Origin of the sequence: Allochromatium humboldtianum, from assembly GCF_013385175.1 — a bacterium.
GTDB lineage: Bacteria > Pseudomonadota > Gammaproteobacteria > Chromatiales > Chromatiaceae > Thermochromatium > Thermochromatium humboldtianum.
Genome location: NZ_JABZEO010000010.1, coordinates 38,373 through 55,754 on the forward strand (window position 1 = coordinate 38,373; position 17,382 = coordinate 55,754).

The 17,382-nt window shown below is 66.1% G+C and carries 20 protein-coding genes; 19 read left to right on the forward strand and 1 reads right to left on the reverse strand.

All coding sequences use genetic code 11. From position 1 onward, the window contains the following. The first annotated feature begins 12 nt into the window (after positions 1–12). The 6 genes from HW932_RS14515 to HW932_RS14540 are packed head-to-tail and all read left to right on the forward strand — an operon-like array spanning position 13 to position 6,649. Positions 13–963 (forward strand): cation diffusion facilitator family transporter, encoded by a 951-nt coding sequence (locus HW932_RS14515; protein ID WP_176977216.1) that lies wholly within the window; start codon positions 13–15, stop codon positions 961–963. Beyond that, the gene (locus HW932_RS14520) at positions 957–1,475 is read left to right on the forward strand and encodes a disulfide bond formation protein B (protein WP_176977217.1); all 519 of its coding nucleotides are present in this window, start codon (positions 957–959) and stop codon (positions 1,473–1,475) included. The genes HW932_RS14515 and HW932_RS14520 overlap by 7 nt, the downstream gene beginning before the upstream one ends. 15 nt (positions 1,476–1,490) lie before the next feature. Beyond that, a complete protein-coding gene (locus HW932_RS14525) occupies positions 1,491–2,036 on the forward strand; it encodes a rhodanese-like domain-containing protein (protein ID WP_222932390.1) in 546 nt (181 codons plus the stop codon). Between the two features lie 15 nt (positions 2,037–2,051). Continuing rightward, a complete protein-coding gene (locus tag HW932_RS14530; protein WP_222932391.1) occupies positions 2,052–2,432 on the forward strand; it encodes a rhodanese-like domain-containing protein in 381 nt (126 codons plus the stop codon). 24 nt (positions 2,433–2,456) lie between these two features. Beyond that, complete coding sequence (locus HW932_RS14535) at positions 2,457–3,563, forward strand: efflux RND transporter periplasmic adaptor subunit (protein WP_246296852.1); 1,107 nt, start codon at positions 2,457–2,459, stop codon at positions 3,561–3,563. After that, positions 3,560–6,649, forward strand: a complete 3,090-nt coding sequence (locus HW932_RS14540; protein WP_176977219.1) for an efflux RND transporter permease subunit — start codon at positions 3,560–3,562, stop codon at positions 6,647–6,649. The genes HW932_RS14535 and HW932_RS14540 overlap by 4 nt, the downstream gene beginning before the upstream one ends. 80 nt (positions 6,650–6,729) lie before the next feature. On the opposite strand, the gene HW932_RS14545 is transcribed toward HW932_RS14540, so the two are convergent. Continuing rightward, entirely contained in the window at positions 6,730–7,065 is a 336-nt protein-coding gene (locus HW932_RS14545; RefSeq protein WP_176977220.1) for a metalloregulator ArsR/SmtB family transcription factor, read from the reverse strand. A 135-nt stretch (positions 7,066–7,200) separates the two neighbouring features. On the opposite strand from HW932_RS14545, the gene HW932_RS14550 reads away from it, so the two are divergent. The 13 genes from HW932_RS14550 to arsA all read left to right on the forward strand — a co-directional run bounded on the left by HW932_RS14550 (position 7,201) and on the right by arsA (position 17,319). Next, complete coding sequence (locus HW932_RS14550; RefSeq protein WP_246296849.1) at positions 7,201–8,187, forward strand: permease; 987 nt, start codon at positions 7,201–7,203, stop codon at positions 8,185–8,187. Between the two features lie 13 nt (positions 8,188–8,200). Beyond that, positions 8,201–9,478 carry an MFS transporter gene (locus HW932_RS14555; RefSeq protein WP_176977221.1) on the forward strand — a complete coding sequence of 426 codons (1,278 nt, stop codon included), beginning with the start codon at positions 8,201–8,203 and terminating at the stop codon, positions 9,476–9,478. A 169-nt stretch (positions 9,479–9,647) separates the two neighbouring features. Next, complete coding sequence (locus tag HW932_RS14560) at positions 9,648–9,821, forward strand: hypothetical protein (RefSeq protein WP_176977222.1); 174 nt, start codon at positions 9,648–9,650, stop codon at positions 9,819–9,821. 208 nt (positions 9,822–10,029) lie between these two features. After that, the gene (locus HW932_RS14565; RefSeq protein ID WP_176977223.1) at positions 10,030–10,524 is read left to right on the forward strand and encodes an arsenate reductase ArsC; all 495 of its coding nucleotides are present in this window, start codon (positions 10,030–10,032) and stop codon (positions 10,522–10,524) included. A 94-nt stretch (positions 10,525–10,618) separates the two neighbouring features. Beyond that, positions 10,619–11,665: a permease gene (locus tag HW932_RS14570; RefSeq protein WP_176977224.1), complete on the forward strand. Its 1,047-nt coding sequence runs from the start codon at positions 10,619–10,621 to the stop codon at positions 11,663–11,665. A 19-nt stretch (positions 11,666–11,684) separates the two neighbouring features. Beyond that, complete coding sequence (locus tag HW932_RS14575) at positions 11,685–11,927, forward strand: thioredoxin family protein (RefSeq protein WP_176977225.1); 243 nt, start codon at positions 11,685–11,687, stop codon at positions 11,925–11,927. Positions 11,928–11,980: 53 nt separating this feature from the next. Then, the gene (locus tag HW932_RS14580) at positions 11,981–12,394 is read left to right on the forward strand and encodes a thioredoxin family protein (RefSeq protein ID WP_176977226.1); all 414 of its coding nucleotides are present in this window, start codon (positions 11,981–11,983) and stop codon (positions 12,392–12,394) included. A gap of 5 nt (positions 12,395–12,399) precedes the next feature. Beyond that, positions 12,400–13,074 carry a cytochrome c biogenesis CcdA family protein gene (locus HW932_RS14585; protein ID WP_222932392.1) on the forward strand — a complete coding sequence of 225 codons (675 nt, stop codon included), beginning with the start codon at positions 12,400–12,402 and terminating at the stop codon, positions 13,072–13,074. Between the two features lie 188 nt (positions 13,075–13,262). Then, the gene (locus HW932_RS14590; protein ID WP_176977228.1) at positions 13,263–13,586 is read left to right on the forward strand and encodes an ArsR/SmtB family transcription factor; all 324 of its coding nucleotides are present in this window, start codon (positions 13,263–13,265) and stop codon (positions 13,584–13,586) included. A 65-nt stretch (positions 13,587–13,651) separates the two neighbouring features. Continuing rightward, complete coding sequence (locus HW932_RS14595; protein WP_176977229.1) at positions 13,652–14,086, forward strand: arsenate reductase ArsC; 435 nt, start codon at positions 13,652–13,654, stop codon at positions 14,084–14,086. A gap of 4 nt (positions 14,087–14,090) precedes the next feature. Further along, on the forward strand, positions 14,091–15,194 hold the full coding sequence (arsB, locus tag HW932_RS14600) for an ACR3 family arsenite efflux transporter (protein ID WP_176977230.1): 1,104 nt from the start codon (positions 14,091–14,093) through the stop codon (positions 15,192–15,194). Next, positions 15,191–15,571: an arsenite efflux transporter metallochaperone ArsD gene (gene arsD, locus HW932_RS14605; RefSeq protein ID WP_176977231.1), complete on the forward strand. Its 381-nt coding sequence runs from the start codon at positions 15,191–15,193 to the stop codon at positions 15,569–15,571. Before arsB ends, arsD begins: the two co-directional genes overlap by 4 nt. Then, positions 15,541–17,319: an arsenical pump-driving ATPase gene (arsA, locus tag HW932_RS14610; protein ID WP_343047369.1), complete on the forward strand. Its 1,779-nt coding sequence runs from the start codon at positions 15,541–15,543 to the stop codon at positions 17,317–17,319. Before arsD ends, arsA begins: the two co-directional genes overlap by 31 nt. Positions 17,320–17,382: the final 63 nt, after the last annotated feature.

Below are 17,382 nucleotides of genomic sequence, written 5' to 3' on the forward strand. Positions count from 1 at the left end.
GGTGATCCAGCCATGACACATGACCATCACCACGCCCATCCTTCCAGCGCCGACAACGGCCGCATGCTGATGCTGGCGACCGCCTTGACGCTGGGCTTTGCCGGCGTCGAGGCCACTGTGGGACTGTGGGCCGGATCGCTCGCCCTGGTGGCGGACGCCGGGCACATGGTCAATGATGCCGCCGCGCTGGCCTTGGCGGCGGGCGCGGCCTGGTTGGCAAGACGCGGGGCCTCGGCGCGACACAGCTATGGTTTGGGACGCGCCGAGTTCCTCGCCGCCCTGATCAATAGCGCCGCACTGTTGGCGCTGGTCGCCTGGCTGGTGATCTCGGCGATCACGCGGCTGCACACGCCCCAAGCGGTGCAGGGCGTGGCTGTTTCCCTGACCGCCGCGTTGGGTCTGGCACTCAATCTGGCGGTGGCCTGGATGCTGACGCGCGGTGAGAAGACGCTCAATACCCGCGCGGCCCTGCTGCATGTTCTGGGCGATCTGCTCGGCTCGGTGGCCGCACTCCTGTCCGGCCTCATCATTGCCGTCAGCGGCTGGACCCCCATCGATCCGCTGCTGTCGCTGGCCATCGGCGCGCTCATCCTGGTCTCCAGTCTGCGCCTGTTGCGCGAATCCGTTCATGGCCTGATGGAAGGCGTCCCGCCGCATCTCGATCCGGCGCGTGTCGGTCAGGCCCTGGCGGCCGTGCCGGGCGTCGCCTCGGTCCACGATCTGCATATCTGGTCGGTGCGTTCCGATCTGCCGGTGCTGACGGCCCATCTAGTCATCCCTGATCTGGCCGCCTGGGAGGAGATCCTGGAGCGAAGCCACGCGCTTTTGAAGCATGACTTCGGTATTACCCATGTCACCCTGCAACCCGAACCCATGACACGCCGGGTTCGGTGGAGCGACCGCTCGCCCGTCTCCGGTCAGCGGTCGCACCGACCTGAAAACAAGGACGCGTCCACATGCTGACCCCTGCCCCACGTTCGCTCTGGACACTCCTGGCCCTGATCACGGCCGCTATCGCGCTCGCCAGTCTGGTGCTCACACCCTGGCTGGAGCTGGAACCCTGCCATCTGTGCATCTTCCAGCGCACGCTGTTCATGTTGATGGCGCTCCTGGCGGCGCTGACGGCGGCGCTGTCGTATCCGGATTGGCGACGGCTCGGCGCACGGCTGACCGCCGTCCTTTTTCTGGCACTCGCCGTCCTCGGCAGCGGCGTAGCCGCTTATCAGAGCTGGCTGCAATGGCAGCCGATCGATGAGGTCTCCTGCATCGGCGGGCAGCCCGGTCCGATCGAGCGCCTGGTCGAGTGGCTCGGCCAGCAGTCGCCCGCACTGTTCATGGCCAGCGGCTTTTGCGAGGACAAGCAGTTGGTGATCCTGGGTCTATCGCTGGCGAACTGGGCCTTCCTGGTCTTCATCGGCGCGTTGGCGGCAGGCGCCTGGGCGCTGTGGCGGAGCCGACATCCACTCCATTCGTAACGAGAGACGACACCAATGCTCAAAAACGTGCCTTCCACACGCCCCTTCGTCGTCCGGCTGCTCACCGGAACCCTGGTCGCGCTGACCCTGGCCGGCGTTGGTGGCCAGACCCGCGCCGATTCCCCTGACACCACCACTCCACCGAGGTCCATGTCCATGAACGACATCCCCTTCGCCGACTATCTGCGCCGCTTCGACTACGACGAGCGCGTCGCGATGAAGATCCAGCTCCCCGAGCTACTGAAGCTCTACGCCGAGGGTCAGGTACAGCTGATCGACATTCGTTTCAACGAGGAATACGCGGCTTGGCGCGTCGGCATTGGCCGGCACATCCCGCTCAATGAGCTGCCGGACCGGCTCGACGAGCTGGATCCGAACAAGACCATCGTCACCATGTGCCCGCATTACGACCGTGCCGAGATCGCGCGGCTGTTCCTGACCCTCAAGGGCTACCAAGCGCGCTATCTCACCGACGGTATGCTCGGACTCGCCGATTATCTGCGCGGGGACAAGGCACGCGACTACATGGCACGGATCGCCACCGAAACCAACACCGACTGACTCAGGAATCGAACCATGAACGATCCACTCGACGATCTCGCCGCCGGTATCGACCCGGCGCGGATGGGCCAGGCCAAGATTTCCATCGATGCCTTCATCGCCGCCCATAACCAGGGCGAGGCCGAACTGATCGATATCCGCGTCGCCGAAGAGACGGCGGTCTGGCAGGTCAACATCGGCCTGCGCATCCCCGGCCCTGAACTGCCGGCGCGGCTTGACGAGCTGCCGAAGGACAAGCTGCTGGTGGTCGCCTGTCCGCATACGGACCGCTCCAACATGGCACGCAGCTATCTGGTCGCCCGAGGCTTCAACGCCAAGTACCTGCAAGGCGGCTTGCTCGGTCTGGTCGACCGCCTCAAAGGGGTCGGGGCGCAAGACATCTGTCTCGATCGCTGACCCGAGGCGAAGCGCTTGAACACCATGACCCGCACCCTGAGCCGGTTCAAGCCGGAAGCCGCGACGCGCACGCTCGCTCGCCTGGCGCTGCTCGTACTCGTCAGCGGCGTCGCGGCGGCCGAGCCCCCCAACCCGCCCAAAAAGCCGGCCCCGGCGGTCAGCGTCGAGACCCTGGCCCCGCGCCTGTTCGAGCAGCGCCTGGCCCTGACCGGCAGCGTCGAGCCGACCATCGTCGCGGCACTGTCCTCGCCGGCCGAAGGGCCGGTGCAGGACTGCCGCATTCGTGAAGGCGATCGGGTGCGGGCCGGACAGACGCTGCTGGCCATCGGGCGAGAATCCTCGGTGACGGCCAACGTCACCGCCGCCGAGGAGGAGCTGGACCGTAAGCAGCGCGATTTCGACCGCTTCAGCGCCCTGGCGACGCGCAACGTGCTGGCCGCCGACGAGCTCGACCGTGCCCGTGCCGAACTGGAGCGCGCCCGCGCCGCTCTGACCCAGGCGCGTCAGTCCGCCGCCGACTATGTGCTGAAAGCGCCCTGGCCTGGGATCGTCTCGGCGGTGCATGTGGCCGACGGCAAGTACGTCGCGCCCCGCACCCCGCTGGTCGATCTGTTCGATCCAGCCAGCCTGGTGCTGCGCTTCCAGATCCCGGAGCAGCACGTCTTCGCCATCCGGATCGGCGATCGGGTCGAGGCGCGCTTCGACGCCGCCCCGGACCAGCCAAGGACCCTGACCATCACCCGCGCCTTCCCCGAGATCGACCGGCGTCTGCGTACCCGCACCTTTGAGGCCGCGCTGCCGCTCGACCAGGCTGAGTTCGCCCCCGGACAGTTCGCACGTCTCAGCGTGGCGCTCCTGACACGACCGGAGGCCATCAGCATCCCGGTCGAGGCGCTGACGACCGGCGCCGACGGACGGCCGCAGGTCTTCACCGTCGCTGACGACGGCACCGCCCGCGCGGTCGTCGTCACACCCGGCCCCGAGCAGGACGGCCGTCGGCTCATCACCGACGGACTCGCGCCCGGCGACCGACTCATCGTCAACGGCATCGAGAAGGTGCGCAACGGCGAGCCGGTGCGGGTCGCCTCGCCGAACTCGCCGCCGACAGCGGACGGAACCCCGACCCCATGATTCGCACCGCCATCCAACGTCCGATCTCGACCCTGGTGCTGATCCTGGGTCTGGCCCTGTTCGGGGTGACTAACCTGACGCGGTTGCCGGTCGATTTCCTGCCCGACATCACCTATCCGCTGATCAAGCTCTCCATCGCCTGGACCGGCGCGACGCCGGAAGACATCGACCGCAACCTCGCCGACCCCATCGAACGCCAGCTCGCCGCCGTCGATGGGCTGGACTATCTGTCTTCCAGCGCCATCGAAGGGCTCTATCAGCTCGACGTCAACTTCCGCTACGGCGTGGACGTAGACACCGCCTATCAGGACGCGCTGGCCGCCTTCGCGCGCGCCCAGCGCGATCTGCCTGCGGACATCGAGCCGGCGATCATCATCAAGGCCGATCCGTCGCAACTGCCCGTGGTCCAGGTCGCCTTCGAGTCCGAGCGGCAGGATCTGACCCAATTGCGTACCTGGGTCGACAACTGGCTGACCGACCGGCTGCTGGCCGCCGGCGGCGTGGCCGGCGTCGATGTCGCCGGCGGACTGGAGCGCGAGATCCGCGTCCTCATCGATCACGTCGCCCTGGAGAAGTACGGCCTGAGTCTGGAACTGATCGAGCGGCGGCTCAAGGAGGAGAACCTGACCCGGCTCGGCGGGCGCGTGACCGGCGCCAACCAGGAGACCATCGTCCGCACCCTGGGCGAATACCAGGATCTGGAGACCATCCGCGACATCTTGATCGCCCGCACCGAGACCGGGCGGCTGCGGCTGCGCGACATCGCCCGCGTCGAGGACAGCCACGAGGAAGCGCGGCTCATCACCCGGCTCGACGGACGCCCGGCGGTCAAGGTCAACATCATCAAACAGGCCGACGCCAACACGGTCGAGACGGTGCAGGCGGTACGCGCCCGGCTCGCCGAACTGGAATCGGCCTTCCCGGCCGGGATGCAGTACGCGCTGCTGGAGAATCAGGCCGACTATATCGAAAGCTCGATCCGTGGGGTGCGCAACACCGTGGTCGAAGCGGCGGTGCTGGTCGTGCTCACGGTGCTGGTGTTCCTCGGCAGCCCGCGTCAGGTGTTCATCATCGCCGTGGTGATTCCGATCACGCTGGCGATCAACGTGTTCGTGATGCGTCTGGCCGGGTTCTCGCTCAACATCTTCTCGCTCGGCGGCATGGTGATCGCCATCGGCATCATGCTCGATGCCGGCACCATCGTGCTGGAGAACATCACCCGTCTGCGCCGCGCGCATCCCGATGAGCCGGCCGCCGAGATCGCCTGGCGCGCCACGCGCGAGGTCGGCGGCCCCATCACCGCCGCGATCCTGGCCTTCTTCGCACTCTTCCTGCCGTTCCTGCTGGTGCCGGGACTGATCACACTGCTGTTTCGCGAGCTGGTGCTGATCATCCTCAGCATCATCGGCATCAGCCTGCTCAATGCGCTGCTCCTGGTGCCCATGCTGTCGGCCCTGTTGATCAAGGTTGAAGCGCCGGGCAAGGCGAACCTGAGCGAGCGGCTCAACGACTGGATGCGCCGGCACTACGGGCGCAGTCTCGGCTGGGTGCTGCGTCATCGTCTGCCGGTGATTGGGCTGTTCATCGCCTTTCTGGTCGGCGGCGTCCTGGCCTTCAAGCAGTCCGGCGGTGAATTCCTGCCCGCTGTCGATGACGGGCGCGTCATGGTCAAGGTGCGCATGCCGGCCGGCGCCGCGCTGGATCGGCTCGACCGCATCAACCGCGCCATCGAGTCCCTGGTGCGCGACGATCCGCGTGTCGCCTCGGTGTTCGCCCTGACCGGTGGGGCGGTGCGCGGGCTCTATACCAACGCCATCGGCAACGAGGGGCAGGTCGATATCGAGTTGGTTCCGGCTGAGGAACGCGACATCACGACCACCGCCTACATCGCCGAACTGCGGCCCAAAGTGGCCAAACTGCTCGCCCCCGGCGCGAGCCTGATGGTGACGCAGAAAAAGATGCGCGGCATCCGTCAGGTCGGCGAATCCGAGATCGAGGTCGAGATCAACGGCGCGGAGATCGACACCCTGTTTCGCACCGCCCAGCAGGTGGCAGAACGGCTCGGCGAGCGCCCGGAGCTGACCAACGTCCATTTGTCGCTGGATTACTCCAAACCGGAGTGGCAGGTCGAGATCGATCGGGTCAAGGCCGGCGAGCTGGGGCTGACCGTCACCGGCATCGCCGACACCCTGCGCGGCTATATCGGCGGCCATGTGCCGACCCGCTTTCGCGACGGCAACGATCTGTTCGACCTGCGGGTGATCGTGCCGGAGCGCGAGCTGGCGAGCCGCAACGATGTCGAGGATCTGGTGCTCGCCGTCCCCGACGGCGGCTATGTCCGGCTGCGTGACGTGGCGAGCGTGACCCGCGCCGCCGGGCCGGTCGAGGTCATCCGCAAGAATCAGGTCAAGCAGGTGATCGTGCGCGCCGACCCGGCCGGGGTCGATCTGGCGGCGGCGCAGACCGCGACCCGCGCGGCGCTCGCCGAGGTCGCCTGGCCTACCGGCTACGCCTGGACCCTGAGCGGCAAGGGTCAACAGATGGTCGAGATGCAGGCGGTGGTGCGCGAGGTGCTGGGACTGGCGCTGTTTTTCTCGTTTCTGGTGCTAGCGGCACAGTTCAACAGCCTGCGTCTGCCGCTGGTGGTGTTTCTGGCCGCGCCCTTCTGTCTGGCCGGCATCGGCTATGCGCTCCTGCTTGGCGGCCAGCCGTTCGGGGCGACCGTCATCATCGGGGTCATGGTGGTGCTGGCGACCAACGTCAATGACGGGGTGTTGCTGATCGAAACCGCCGAGCGGTTGCGCGCCGAGGGGATGGAGCGCATCAAAGCCACCCAGCGCGCCGCCGAGCTGCGGTTGCGCCCGCGCCTGATGATCACCCTGCCGGTCTCGCTCGGCTTCGTCCCGCTCGCCTTCGCCCTGGAGCCGGGCGGAGAGTTATTGCGCCCGCTGGCGGTCGCGGCCATCGGCGGACTGCTCGCGGCGGTGCTGGTCGCGCTCTATCTGGTGCCGGTGCTCTATACGCTGGTCGCGCGACGGGATGGCAGGCTCAAACACCCATCGACGACAAGCATCGACAACGCTTAGGGCGCGGCCCATCAGCCGAGCTGTTTGCGACGGACTGAATGCCGGGAAATCAGCGCACATAACAAGCGCCCGCACGGTACTCAGTCGCCGTCGCATTCAACCGGCAGAGCCGGCGATGCCGCCATATCTCCATGGCCCACACAGCACTCTTGCTGGAGGAACGCCAACAGCCCGGCCAGATGCGCGTAGTTCGGCACGCACAGGATCGCCCTGCCGTGCCGGGTCTGATCGATCAGGCCAACGTGTGCCATCCGCGATAGATGGTGCGACAAGGTCGATAGCGGAATCCCGAGCGCCTGCTGGATCTCGCCGACACTGGCTCCGCCCGGCCCGGCCTTGACCAGATACCGGAACACGGCCAGACGGTGACGATTGCCGAGTTCGGCGAGCGTGGCCGCCGCTTCATCATGTTTCACGGTGCGAAATCTCCTGATGTTTCGACATCACTAAAATGATCGTTGCTCCAGGCAGTATGACCGATTATCCTATATTTCGATTAAACTAGAAATTACGGATTGTCGATGTCTGAAACAATATTGGACACTCTGGGGATGTTCCTCTTTCTGGCGTTGGAACTCTCGCTACTGTTCCTCGCCGTGAGCTTCCTCGTCGGTCTGCTGCGGCGACGCCTGTCCGAGACGACCATTCAGCACTGGCTGGGTGACGGACGGCCGCGCGGCTACCTGTTGGCCGCCGGCCTCGGCGCGATCACGCCCTTCTGTAGCTGTTCGACGATCCCCATGCTGAAAGGGCTGATCGACGCGCGTGCCGGCTTTGGCCCCATGATGGTGTTTCTGTTCACGTCGCCGTTGCTCAACCCGATCATCGTCGTGCTACTGGCGGTCACTTTCGGCTGGTCATTGACAGGCATCTACTTCATGGCCGCGCTGCTGTTCTCCCTGGTCGCCGGATGGCTCCTGCAGCGCCTTGGTTTCCGCCGCGAGATCCGCGCTGAAACGACGACGGTGGGCGGGGAATGCTGTGCTGGAACAGCGGGTGGCGTCGTCGTCGCACCGCCCTCCTGCGGCGGTGTCTCGGAGACCTCAGGTTCGCAAGCCTGCACCCTTGAACTCACCACACCAGAGGCCGCTGTGACGGGCAGTGATGGCCGCGCACGGGGCAAACCCGATCTGCGCGGCATCCGACAGGAGACCTGGGCGGATTTTCGGCGCGTGTTGCCCTACCTCATCCTCGGCGTGGCCATCGGCAGTTTGATCTATGGCTTCGTGCCGTCCGGTCTGCTGGAGCAGTACGCCGGGGCGCAAAGCCCCTGGTCGGTGCCTGTGGCGGCCGTGATCGGCATCCCGCTGTACTTGCGCGCCGAAGCCCTCATTCCCATTGCCGGCGCGCTGATGGAAAAGGGCGTCGCCGCCGGCGTCGTGCTGGCCCTCATCATTGGCGGCGCCGGCGCGAGCCTGACCGAACTGATTCTATTACGCGCGCTGTTCACCTATCGGCTACTTGCCGTGTTTGTGCTGGTGATCCTGCTGATGGCGATCGCCGCCGGCTTCTTCACACTCGCCGTCTTCCCGAACTAGGTGACTGATCAGAATGAACGAGCACTCACCGCCCAGACCTTGGCCCAGACCCTGGCGGACCTTGATCGCCGCGATGCTGCTCAATGGCGGATTGGGCACGCTCTACGCCTGGAGTGTCTTCCTCGCCCCGTATGAAGCCGCACTCGGACTGACGCGCGATCAGACGAGTCTGGTCTTTTCGACCGCCACCTTTTGTTTCGTCGCCGCGATGTTGAGCGCCCCCTGGATACAAACCCGGCTGACAGCGTCGCGTGTCGCCGTATTGAGCGGGGTCATGGCGTCGGCGGGTCTAGCGCTGGCCGGAGCAGCACAGACGCTGGCGATGGTCATCGCCGGCTATGGGTTGCTCTTTGGTGCGGCGAACGGATTCGGCTACGCGCTGGCCTTGCAGGTCGTCGGACGCGCCTTCAGCACGCGACGCGGACTGGCGATGGGCGCTGTCGTGGCGGCTTATGCCTTGGGGGCCGCCATCGCCACACCCTGGTTGACCTGGAGCTTGGCGAGCCTCGGTCTGCGTCTCACCCTGTTTGCACTTGCCTTCAGTGTGCTGGTGTCGGCACTGATCGGCGCGGTCTTGCTGCGGGGAGCAGGTCGAGTCGGCCTGAAAGCGGCGGGTCGGTTCACTTGGCCGCTACGAACCGGCGAGTCAGGCCGTTTCGCCCGGCTGTGGCTGGGCTTCGTGCTGGGTGCGTCCGCCGGACTGTTGATGATCGGTCATGCGGCCGGCCTCGTCGAAACCGCCGGCGGGACGCTGACGCTGATCGCGCTGGGGCCGGTCGCCGTGAGCCTGGGCAATGGCGCCGGTCGAATCGCCGCTGGCTGGCTCGCCGATCGGTTCCCGATCCGCTGGGTGATGACCGGTGCCACGACGTTGGGCACGGCGGCCCTGTGTGTGAGCGCGCTCAGTCCAACGGCGTCGACGCTGGTGGCGGGACTGGCCATCATCGGAACCGTTTACGGCGTCCTGGCCGCCGCCTATCCGATCGCTGTGGCCGAGTATTTCGGCGCAGATCGCGTGGCGGCGGTCTTTGGCGTCCTGTTCACGGCCTGGGGTGTCGGCGGTGTCCTTGGACCCTGGGCCGGCGCCTGGGTCTACCGTCTGATGGGTTCTTACGAGACCGCGCTACTGGCCGCCGCCGTGGCGGCTGGATTGGCCACGCTCTGCTCGATCGGTCTGCCCGCTCAGGGGCCGCGACACCAAGCGGATACTGAGCGACTGGCCCAGGGCGCCGATTCGCCCTCTGGGGTCGAACGGGAGGCCCTGGCGTCGGCCGGCGTCAGGAGCGGCTGACTGCCTAGCGCTCGTCGCCTTCTATCCGGCGGGGTGCTCTATACTCGATTTCAGCAGACCTCGCTTGAGGTTGTTGCCGGCATGGCGACTCATCGTATCGGATCTGCTCCGCCGCTTGCGCCGATGCGCAAGCCATCCAGATGACCAACCTGAGCCTGGGAGAGACGACATGGCAACGAGCTTCAAAGACGCCCTGGAAACTCTGGTCAACGAACGCATCGCCGCCGGGGAAGATCCCGCCGATCTGTTCGATGAGTTGCATCGCGAGGCCAACCTGGTCTTCGGCCATTACAACCTGGAGTATGAGCTTGGGATGATGTTGCGAGAGGAGAAACAAGGCTGAACAGTCATGGCCTGGTTCACGGGCGCCCCTGTTCGAGCGTGCGAACACCACGATTGGATACACCTTGCGGCACAAAATTTTGGGATCTACCCCATCCATCGTGGTGCGTCCGAGACTGTCATGAAAACTTCACTTGTTCTTCAGCTTGAGTCCCCGCCAATATTCTGAACTTCCGCGACACGACAATTTTCAGACATCCATTGGCATCATGACCGACACGCCTTTCAATGTTCTCTTTCTCTGTACGGGGAATTCCGCCCGCAGCATCCTCGCCGAGCGCATCATCGAGCGCTGGGGCGCGGGGCGCTTTCGCGGCTTCAGCGCCGGCAGCCACCCGAGAGGTGAGGTGCATCCCCTGGCGCTGGAGCTGCTGCAACGCAACAACTACCTGACCGACGGACTGCGCAGTAAGGATTGGGCGGAGTTCGCCGAGCCGGACGCCCCCCGGATGGATTTCGTCATCACCGTCTGTGACAAGGCCAAAGGCGAGATGTGTCCGGTCTGGCCCGGCCAGCCGATGACCGCCCATTGGGGTAGCGAAGATCCCGCCGCCGTGGAGGGCGACGAGCTGGCCCGGCTCAATGCCTTTCGCACCGCCTTCCGCGAGATCGAGAACCGCATCAAGATCTTTGTCGCACTGCCCTTCGCCTCGCTCGATCGACTGCGGCTTCAGCATGAACTCGACCGCATTGGTACGACCTGAAACGCGGTAGCGACCTCTCGCTCCGACGGAGCCTGGTGCATCCTTTTTGGGGTTGGCTCGTCTTCAGTGTCATTCGGACCGATGCGATAGACACATGAACCCAACCGTCACGACTGAACCCCAACGCCTCGCCCCCTGGCTCGTCGGCCTGCCCATCGCCGCTGCGCTCTGGGTGCTGAGCTATACCCATCTCACCGAACTCGCCGATCTGGCGATCGCCGGCCTGGGCCTGACCCGCACGACCCAGTTCGGCGAGGCGGTGCATTTCTTCCTCTACGACACGCCCAAGGTGCTGCTCCTGCTGACCGGCATCGTCTTCCTCATGGGCGTGATCCAGACCTTCTTCGCCCCGGAGCGCACCCGTGCGCTGCTGGCCGGACGGCGGCTCGGGGTCGGCAACGCCCTGGCGGCGAGCCTCGGTATCGTCACGCCCTTCTGTTCCTGCTCGGCGGTGCCGCTGTTCATCGGCTTCGTCTCGGCCGGGGTGCCGCTGGGTGTGACCTTCTCGTTTCTGATCGCCGCACCCATGGTCAACGAGGTGGCTCTGGCGCTACTGCTGGGGCTGTTCGGCTGGAAGGTGGCGCTGCTCTATCTGGGGCTGGGACTGCTGGTGGCCATCGTCGCCGGACTCGTCATCGGCGAACTCAAGATGGAACGCCATCTAGAGGACTGGGTGCGCGCCATCCATCTGGGCGAGGCGACGGCGGCGTCCGGCTCCGATCAGCGTTGGCCGGAACGCCTGCATGCCGGCCTCCGGCATGTGCGCGAGATCGTCGGGCGGGTCTGGCCCTATGTGCTGGTCGGCATCGGACTCGGCGCGCTGATCCACGGCTATGTGCCCGAGGACTTCATGGCCGCCTTCATGGGCCGCGATGTCTGGTGGGCAGTGCCGACGGCGGTGGTGCTGGGCGTGCCGATGTACACCAATGCCGCCGGCATCATCCCCATCGTCGAGGCGCTGATCGGCAAGGGCGCGGCGCTCGGCACCACCCTGGCCTTCATGATGAGCGTCATCGCGCTCTCGGCCCCCGAGATGCTGATCCTGCGCAAGGTGCTCAAATGGCCGCTGATCGCGACCTTCGTCGCCGTGGTCGCCACCGGTATCCTGCTGGTGGGCTATGTTTTCAATTTCGTTTTATAACACGCATGGAGTCAAACACATGAAACACGTCAAGATCCTCGGCACCGGCTGCCGCAACTGCCAGACCACCCTGAGCCTGGTCGAGGAGGTCGCCCGCGCCCAGGGCGTCGAGATCGAACTGGAGAAGGTCGATCAGATCCAGGACATCATGCAGTATCGCCTCATGGCCACACCCGGCGTGGTGATCGACGAGGAGGTGGTGCACGCCGGCGGCGTGCCGGATCGCAAAAAGATCGAGCGCTGGTTCGCCCCCTCGGCCTGATCCGCGTGTCCGGTCTCACCACTCATCCATTCAACGAACCCCGTCCACTGACCATGACACATACCACGCTCTTGCCGCGCCTGGCCCGAATCGGCCTGATGTCCGCCTGCCTGCTGCTCGCCGCGCCCAGCGCCTCCGCCGCCGAGCTGCCCTCGGCCAGCCCCGAGACGGTCGAACAGGCCCTGAATTCCGGTCGACCGACGATTCTCGATCTGGGCGCACGCGCCTGTATTCCCTGCAAGCGGATGGCGCCGATCCTGGCCGGACTCGCCGAGACCTATCGCGAGCGTGTCCAGGTGCTCTTCATCGATCTGCATGAGGATGAGCAGGCGATCAAGACCTGGCGCATCCAGATGTATCCGACCCAGATCTTCTTCGATGCCCAGGGCCGCGAGGTCAAGCGCCATATCGGTTTCATGGACGAGGCGGCGCTGGTCGCCGAGCTGGCCGCCCTGGGGGTGGAATGAGCGGGTTGGAGAACCTCGATCAACTGTTGGTCGTCTATCCGCTGTTGGCCTTCGGGCTGATCTTCCTCGCCGGGGTCGTCTCCTCGGCCTCGCCCTGCGTGCTGACCACCATCCCGCTGGTGGTCGGCTTCGTCGGCGGCTATGCGGACGGAGACCGGCGCAAGGCGTTTCTCTATTCGTTGAGCTTCGTCGTCGGGCTGTCGCTGACCTTTACCGCGCTCGGACTGGCGGCCGGGCTGTTCGGCACCCTGTTCGGGACGCTCGGCGGCGGCTGGTATCTGGCGGTGGGCGCGCTGGCGCTGATCATGGGCGGACAGATGATGGGGTTGTACACCATCCCCTTTCCGGTCGCGCCCCAGTATCGACCCAAACAGAGCGGACTGATCGGGGCCTTTCTGCTTGGACTCTTCTTCGGCGCGGTCTCCTCGCCCTGCGCCACGCCGGTGCTGGTGGTGATCCTGTCGTTCGTCGCCACCCAGGGTGAGGTGCTGTATGGCGCGGCGCTGCTGTTCGTCTATGCCATCGGGCACTGTCTGCTGATCCTAGCGGCGGGGACGTCCATCGGCTTCGTCGAGGCCTTAGCCAAGCGCCGGGGGATCGTGGATCTCTCGGCCTGGACGCGCCGTGTGGGCGGGGCACTGGTGGCGCTGGTGGGTGGTTATCTGGTGTGGAGTGCTTGAGCGCTGATGACAGCGGTGGGGTGGAGAGCCGTGCCGCCTTTGTCAGCGACGACTCCCAAATCACATCGAATCCGAAGCAGGCGATGTCTGTTGACTGAAATATATTTATTTGCGCTTTTAAATATGCGCTTAATCAAATATTATCCGGCAGCATCAGCCACAGTCGCCCGGTTACGCCGATTCGCCCCATGCTCGACCACCAAGCCTTCTTCGACGCCCTCGCCGATCCCATTCGCCGCCGCATCCTGGCCAGGCTGCTGGAGGCCGACGAACTGTGCGTCTGTGATCTGCACAGCACGCTCGATGCGCCCCAGCCAAAAGTCTCGCGTCATCTGGCCGTGCTGCGCGGGGCGAATCTGGTCCTGGCCCGGCGCGACGGCACCTGGATGCGCTATCGCCTCCATCCGCAACTGCCGGCCTGGGCGCTGCGCATTTTGATGCACATGCGCGATGGGATGGAGAGCGAACCGATCGCGCCCGCGCCATCCGTCTGTGAAAGCTGTGAGTCCTGATCACCGACCGAGACCCAGCGCCGTTCAATCCCATCGCCCTCCAGTCAGCTTGCGAGAACTCACGCATGAACACAGCCCCCAAAACCGTCCTGGTCCTCTGCACCGGCAATTCCTGCCGCTCGCAGATGGCCGAAGTCCTGCTCAACCATGATCTGGCCGGCCAGGTGCGCGCCCTGTCGGCCGGCACCCGGCCTCAGCCCAAGGTCGCGGATGGCGCCATCGCGGCGCTGCAAGCGCTCGGCCTGCCGACCGATGACCTGCATCCCAAAGATATCGACGCCGTGCTCGATGAATCCATCGATCTGGTGGTGACGGTCTGCGATAACGCCAAGGAAAGCTGCCCGGTCTTCCCGCGTCCGGTCAAACAGATCCATCTGCCGTTCCATGACCCGCACGGCGAGCCGCTGGAGTCCTTCATCGCGGTGCGCGACGACATCCGCGCGCGACTGATTCCAGCCGTGGCTGAAGCGCTGAGTCTCGATCTGGCCCCATCGGAGTAAACGCATGTCGGTTCAATGTGAAGTTACCGCCAAACAGGCGGCCGGTGCCGCCATGAACGTCTTTGAGCGCTGGCTGAGTCTGTGGGTCGCGCTCTGCATCGTCGTGGGGATCGCGCTGGGTCAGTTCCTGCCCGCGCCCTTCCAGTTCCTCGGTGAACTGGAAGTGGCTCAGGTCAATCTGCCCGTGGGCCTGCTCATCTGGGTCATGATCATCCCGATGCTGATCAAGATCGACTTCGGCGCCCTGCATCAGGTGCGCGATCACTGGAAGGGCATCGGCGTCACGCTGTTCGTCAACTGGGCGGTCAAGCCGTTCTCGATGGCGCTCCTGGCGTGGCTGTTCATCCGTGGCCTCTTCGCCAACTGGCTGCCGGCCGAGCAGCTCGATTCCTATGTCGCCGGACTGATCCTGCTCGCCGCCGCGCCCTGCACCGCCATGGTGTTCGTCTGGAGCCGCCTGACCGGGGGCGATCCCTATTTCACCCTGTCGCAGGTGGCGCTCAACGACGCCATCATGATCGTCGCCTTTGCGCCGATCGTGGGGCTGCTGCTGGGGCTGTCGGCGATCGTCGTGCCCTGGGACACGCTGCTGATCTCGGTGCTGCTCTATATCGTCATCCCGGTCATCGTCGCGCAGGTCTTACGCAAGATCCTGCTGGCCCAGGGGCAGGCGCGCTTCGACGCCGTGCTCGACGCGCTGGGGCACGCCTCGATCGTCGCGTTGCTGCTGACGCTGGTGCTGCTGTTTGCCTTCCAGGGCGAGCAGATCATCGCCCAGCCGCTGATCATCGCCCTGCTGGCGGCGCCGATCCTGATCCAGGTGTTCTTCAACTCGGCGCTGGCCTACTGGCTCAACCGCGTCGTCGGCGAGAAGCACAGCGTCGCCTGTCCCTCGGCGCTGATCGGGGCCTCGAACTTCTTCGAGCTGGCGGTGGCGGCAGCGATTGCGCTGTTCGGCTTCCAGTCCGGCGCGGCGCTCGCCACCGTGGTCGGGGTGCTGATCGAGGTGCCGGTGATGCTGCTGGTGGTGAAGGTGGTCAACCGAAGCAAGGGCTGGTATGAGGCCGGCATTCCCATCGATCAGAGATACGCGGAGGAACACAGATGAAAACACTCGAAATCTTCGACCCGGCCATGTGCTGCTCGACCGGCGTCTGCGGCGTCGACGTCGATCCGGCCCTGGTGCAGTGTCAGGCCGATCTGCTGTGGCTGGCCGAACAGGGGGTGCGGGTCGACCGTCACAACCTGTCGCAGAATCCACAGGCGTTCACGGCCAATCCGGCGGTGATCGCGGCGATGGAGGCCGGCATGGAGTGTCTGCCGCTGACCCTGATCGATGGCCGGATCATCGCCCGCGGCGCCTATCTGTCACGCGCCGAGCTGGCCGAACAGCTCGGTCTGAGTGCGACCCTGCAGAACGCCAATCCCTTCCGGGTTCAGGCCGGCGGCGAAGGGTGCTGCAAACCGGGCAGCGGGTGCTGCTGATGGCGCTTCCGGACACCCGAACCCGCCATCTCTTCTTCACCGGCAAGGGCGGCGTGGGCAAGACCTCGCTCGCCTGCGCCACCGGACTGGCGCTGGCCGATGCGGGCCGGCGCGTGCTGCTGGTGAGCACCGACCCCGCGTCCAATCTGGATGACGTGCTCGGGGTCGCGCTCGGCCAGGCGCCGACCGCCATCCCCGGCGCGCCGGGTCTGTTCGCCCTCAACATCGACCCCGAGGCGGCGGCGCGTGAATATCGTGAGCGCATGGTCGCGCCCTATCGGGGCCTGCTGCCGGCGGCGGCCATCGCCAGCATGGAGGAGCAATTCTCGGGCGCCTGCACGGTGGAGATCGCGGCCTTCGACGAGTTCTCCAAGCTGCTCGGCGCGCCGGAGGCAACGGCTGACTTCGACCATGTCCTCTTCGACACCGCCCCTACCGGTCATACCCTGCGCCTGTTGACCCTGCCCTCGGCCTGGAGCGAGTTCATCGGCTCGGCGACCGGCGGCGCCTCCTGCCTCGGACCACTCGCCGGACTGGAGCAGCAGAAGGCGCTCTATGCCGCGACTCTGGCGCGTCTCTCCGACCCCGCTGAAACCAGTCTGGTGCTGGTCAGCCGTCCCGAAGCCGCCGCGCTGCGCGAGGCCGAGCGCACCCGTGGCGAGCTGGAGGCGCTGGGCGTGCGTAATCTGCATCTGGCGCTCAATGGCGTGCTCGACGCCGGGGACTCGGATGACCCCGTCGCTCGGGCGATGGCGCAACGCGGGCTGGCGGCACTGGCTGAAATGCCGGCTGGTCTCAGTCAGCTCCCCGTGACCACCACACCCCTGCTGCCGATCGCCACGCTGGGACTCGCGGCCCTGCGTCGTCTGGCCGATCCGGAGGCCGCCGGCCCGATCCCGGTCGCGGCGGAATCCGACTGTGAATGCCCGGAACGGATCGCCGGCCTGCTCGATACGCTGGCGAGCCAAGGTCACGGCGTGATCCTGACCATGGGCAAGGGCGGCGTCGGCAAGACCACTCTGGCGGCGGCCCTGGCGCTTGGGCTGGCCCAACGCGGTCATCCGGTGCATCTGTCCACCACCGACCCGGCCGCGCATGTGGCCGAGGCCATCGGGTCGGGCGTGCCGAACCTGACCGTCAGCCGCATCGACCCGGAGGCTGAGGTCGCCGCCTACCGGGCCGAGGTGCTGGAAACGGCCGGCGCCGGACTGGACGCCAACGGCCGCGCCCTGCTGGAGGAAGACCTGCGCTCGCCCTGCACCGAGGAGATCGCGGTGTTTCGCGCCTTCGCCCGCGCGGTCGACGGCGGCCGGGACAGTTTCGTCGTGCTCGACACTGCGCCCACCGGGCACACCCTGCTGCTGCTCGACGCCGCCGAGGCTTATCATCGCGAGGTCAGCCGCACCCAGGGCGAGCTGCCCGAATCGGTGCGCCGTCTGCTGCCGCGTCTGCGCGATCCGGCGTTCTGCCGGGTGCTGATCGTGACGCTCGCCGAGGCCACGCCGGTGATCGAGGCCGAGCGTCTGGCCGCTGATCTCCAGCGGGCGGGCATCGAACCCTATGGTTGGGTCATCAACCAGAGTCTCCAGACCAGCGGCACGCGCCATCCGGTGCTCGCCCAGCGGCGCGCGGCTGAGGCTGAGTTCATCCGCCGCGTGAGTGAGGTTCCGGGACGCCTCAGCGTCCTGGCGCCCTGGGTGATGGAGCCGCCGGTGGGCGTGGAGGGATTGGGCCGGCTACTGAAGTGAGACGACGGCACGAGCGCCGGGCCGGCCAGTGGCCCGAGCGCTTCCGGACATCGTCCGACAGGT

Excerpts from the sequence above, each read along its gene's own strand:
- HW932_RS14595 (WP_176977229.1), top strand. The coding sequence starts at position 13,652 with ATGAACACAGCCCCCAAAACCGTCCTGGTCCTCTGCACCGGCAATTCC.
- HW932_RS14570 (WP_176977224.1), top strand. The coding sequence starts at position 10,619 with ATGAACCCAACCGTCACGACTGAACCCCAACGCCTCGCCCCCTGGCTC.
- HW932_RS14535 (WP_246296852.1), top strand. The coding sequence starts at position 2,457 with ATGACCCGCACCCTGAGCCGGTTCAAGCCGGAAGCCGCGACGCGCACG.
- arsB (WP_176977230.1), top strand. The coding sequence starts at position 14,091 with ATGTCGGTTCAATGTGAAGTTACCGCCAAACAGGCGGCCGGTGCCGCC.
- HW932_RS14550 (WP_246296849.1), top strand. The coding sequence starts at position 7,201 with ATGTTCCTCTTTCTGGCGTTGGAACTCTCGCTACTGTTCCTCGCCGTG.
- arsD (WP_176977231.1), top strand. The coding sequence starts at position 15,191 with ATGAAAACACTCGAAATCTTCGACCCGGCCATGTGCTGCTCGACCGGC.
- HW932_RS14580 (WP_176977226.1), top strand. The coding sequence starts at position 11,981 with ATGACACATACCACGCTCTTGCCGCGCCTGGCCCGAATCGGCCTGATG.
- HW932_RS14565 (WP_176977223.1), top strand. The coding sequence starts at position 10,030 with ATGACCGACACGCCTTTCAATGTTCTCTTTCTCTGTACGGGGAATTCC.
- HW932_RS14590 (WP_176977228.1), top strand. The coding sequence starts at position 13,263 with ATGCTCGACCACCAAGCCTTCTTCGACGCCCTCGCCGATCCCATTCGC.
- HW932_RS14520 (WP_176977217.1), top strand. The coding sequence starts at position 957 with ATGCTGACCCCTGCCCCACGTTCGCTCTGGACACTCCTGGCCCTGATC.
- HW932_RS14530 (WP_222932391.1), top strand. The coding sequence starts at position 2,052 with ATGAACGATCCACTCGACGATCTCGCCGCCGGTATCGACCCGGCGCGG.
- HW932_RS14575 (WP_176977225.1), top strand. The coding sequence starts at position 11,685 with ATGAAACACGTCAAGATCCTCGGCACCGGCTGCCGCAACTGCCAGACC.
- HW932_RS14555 (WP_176977221.1), top strand. The coding sequence starts at position 8,201 with ATGAACGAGCACTCACCGCCCAGACCTTGGCCCAGACCCTGGCGGACC.
- HW932_RS14540 (WP_176977219.1), top strand. The coding sequence starts at position 3,560 with ATGATTCGCACCGCCATCCAACGTCCGATCTCGACCCTGGTGCTGATC.
- HW932_RS14525 (WP_222932390.1), top strand. The coding sequence starts at position 1,491 with ATGCTCAAAAACGTGCCTTCCACACGCCCCTTCGTCGTCCGGCTGCTC.
- HW932_RS14560 (WP_176977222.1), top strand. The coding sequence starts at position 9,648 with ATGGCAACGAGCTTCAAAGACGCCCTGGAAACTCTGGTCAACGAACGC.
- HW932_RS14515 (WP_176977216.1), top strand. The coding sequence starts at position 13 with ATGACACATGACCATCACCACGCCCATCCTTCCAGCGCCGACAACGGC.